This window comes from Parabacteroides sp. TM07-1AC (assembly GCF_003480915.1).
GTDB lineage: Bacteria > Bacteroidota > Bacteroidia > Bacteroidales > Tannerellaceae > Parabacteroides > Parabacteroides chongii.
Map to the genome: position 1 here is coordinate 1 of NZ_QUKD01000025.1, position 2802 is coordinate 2802.

Below are 2802 nucleotides of genomic sequence, written 5' to 3' on the forward strand. Positions count from 1 at the left end.
CGCCCAGCGGCAAGGGGCGGGACCACCCGTCCCGACGAGCGCCCACACCATAAACTTTTTTTCGAATAAGCACACAACCGTTTTTCGAACCCTGCAAAATTTCTTCCGAACCCGAACGGCGTAACACTCCATTGAGTGAAGCTGCCGTTTGGTCGCTCCCCCTTTGGGGGCGGGGGGGGGGTTACATACCCATGCCGAAACCTCTGCTTCTGGTGATTTGCTTGAGTAGGTCTTTCCCCTCTTCCATAGCTTTTGATATGTTTGGGAAATGATGCCTTAAAGCCTCCAGTTGTTCGGAATTGAACAAGTCTTTCATCTTACCAAGTTCTTTTTTCAATTCCTTGGTTTCGGTCTTTAGTTCTTGGTTCTCCGTTCTTAGTCGGTTACTGGTTGTCCTTGCATTGTCCATTTGCTGTCTATAATACTCCTTGTCGTTCTCGGCTTTGAATACCTTTGTGCCGTTTCGCTCTTTTTCAAGTATAGCCTTTCCCAGTCTATCGGATAGCTGTTCATTTTCCCCCTCTAAAGCCTTTATTTTGGCTTTTAAGGCATCTTTTTCCCTATCGTTAACCGTTTTCCCTATCAAGCCGTAAAACTTCTCTGAAGCCTTAGAAATGAGTTTTTGGACGTTTTTCTTTGTTTCAATGGAACGTAGTTCTTTCTGAAGCTGAAGAAGCTGGTTTTGCACGTCCTTGTGCTTGTCTAACGCACTGGATATATCGTTGGATAGTTCCTGAAGCTGTTCTTTCGCACATTCGGTCTTGTACTGCATAGCCGATAAGTGTTTGCGATCAGAAGAAACACCACGTTCCATGCCCAGTGCTTCAGATGCTATGGTTTGGAGTTCTGCCATGTCATCACGCGATAAACGCACACTCTTCCCGTTCGGCTGCGTCCAATCGAAAACTACATGGGCGTGAAGGTTAGGTGTCCATTGCTTTGCGTTCATGTATCCTTCGTCCTTGTGTATATGGATTTGAAACGCTTCAATACCGAAACGTTCCTTGCAGACCGCAGCGAATTGCTGGAGTTCCTGCATGGTGGTTTCTTGCTTGATTACTATTACCCCCTCCCGTATGGGTGCTGCTTTAGTCTGCATCTTCTGCCCAACCGTATCGAAATATCTCTGTTTCGCACTCTCCAGCCGATGGGAGATGCTATCTCCAACCCAGCTTTCATTCAAATGACTAAGTTCCGGACGAACATAGTCCAACTCTTTTTCCCTAAAGTTGTGAATCTCGCTCCCCGGCTTCACTGCTTGTACATGAATACTTGTTGCTCCCATAAGTTAACATTTTTGTGACAATCGATAACAGCCGGCTGACAGGGGGTTAAGGGGGCTTGTCCCCTTACACACGTACCCTTTAGGGTGCTAGTGTGCTATCACCATACTGCATAGGTGCGAAGTTAGTGAATGTTTTGTAAATGCACAAATAAAGGGGAAAACATTTGGATTTGCGACAATAAAGTACTACCTTTGTTGCTGACCAAACGGTAGCTGACCGATACGGGAGAGTTACCAAAATACAAGCCGCTGGAGTTAATTGACGGACATCCGACATCCCCAGCGGCTTTATTTTTGCCTATCTGCTTCGTCTAGGCATACCAGTACCTCTACTAAAAATGTACTTCAAAGATACTTATTTTCTACCGACTTGATAGTTTTTACCCCATATTCTTGGACATTTTTCCCCCATGAGGTTATCTTTGTAGGGTGAAAGAGAAACCCATAAACGGGGATAGATTGAATGCTGGGAAGCATAAACAATCGGGGTAAGGTTAGCGAACCTTGCCTTTCATCCCCCATTATAACTTTACATAGAGGAACTTTATCTATCCCCCCCCCGCCCCCAAAGGGGGAGCGACCAAACGGCAGCTTCACTCAATGGAGTGTTACAGTTCATCAAAACCAAGTGATAACTGTCGTTTCTCTGCTTCTTCTTTCTTTTGGGCAGCTAAAGTCTTTTTCCGAACGTATGTTTTTGTAAATGAAACCCTATCCCCATTAAAGACAATCAACGGATTAATGAACCAATTATATTCGTTTGGACCTCTTGCTATGATTTCACTTTGTACGAGCTCTGCCAATCCTTTGTATATGGCTTTGTCTGATTTGTATTGGGTGTATTCTAAGCATTTTCGCCTATCGAAAATTATCATATCATTCTTAGGCTTCATGCAAGTTAGAATATACCCGAAAACCCGAATAGCTGATTGTGATAGATTGAAAAAAGCGGCAAAATTCGCAAGGTATAGTTTTGCAAATTGCTCTTCATCTACTTCTATTTGTCGGATAAACGAGGTTTTGAATACTTCTCCTGTATCTGTATCAGCAACAGCAACTACAGCTTTTTTATCACTTCCCGTACTACTTTTGTATTTCTTAACAACGTGATTTTCAATCCCTTCAATTGCTTGTTTCATAAAGGGGTTTTCTTCGTTTTTTTGAAAATCGGTTAATTTGAGTACTTTCTTATTTTCCATAAACATTCTATTTAGGCAAATTTGACTTTCTATATATCGGTGAAAAAGTATAATTTGATTTTCCACAAAGGAATATTTAAATTTCCATTAATACAATAAAAAAGCAAAATATATTTTCCTTTTTAACATCTAATAGGAAAGAGTGACTTTCTAATATGGAAAATCAGATTTTCCAATATGGAAAATACCCTATATTGAGTATCAACTACTTAACTTATTCTATTTCTTAAGTTCTTATTATACCCTAAAAACGGCATATAATCAACTACTTAAAAAATCATCGGTCGGGGAGCGCCCAGCGGCAAGGGGCGGGACCAC

At 41.9% G+C, this 2802-nt stretch carries 2 protein-coding genes; both read right to left on the reverse strand.

What is annotated here, in order from left to right; translation table 11 throughout:
• Positions 1-181 precede the first annotated feature (181 nt).
• Complete coding sequence (locus DXD68_RS23930; RefSeq protein ID WP_007572070.1) at positions 182-1285, reverse strand: plasmid recombination protein; 1104 nt, start codon at positions 1283-1285, stop codon at positions 182-184.
• A gap of 608 nt (positions 1286-1893) precedes the next feature.
• Positions 1894-2484 carry a hypothetical protein gene (locus tag DXD68_RS23945; protein ID WP_008670455.1) on the reverse strand — a complete coding sequence of 197 codons (591 nt, stop codon included), beginning with the start codon at positions 2482-2484 and terminating at the stop codon, positions 1894-1896.
• Between the last annotated feature and the right edge of the window lie 318 nt (positions 2485-2802).

Bases quoted from the DNA above. Each gene is read 5' to 3' on its own strand.
- DXD68_RS23930 (WP_007572070.1), bottom strand. From the start codon at position 1,285: ATGGGAGCAACAAGTATTCATGTACAAGCAGTGAAGCCGGGGAGCGAG.
- DXD68_RS23945 (WP_008670455.1), bottom strand. From the start codon at position 2,484: ATGGAAAATAAGAAAGTACTCAAATTAACCGATTTTCAAAAAAACGAA.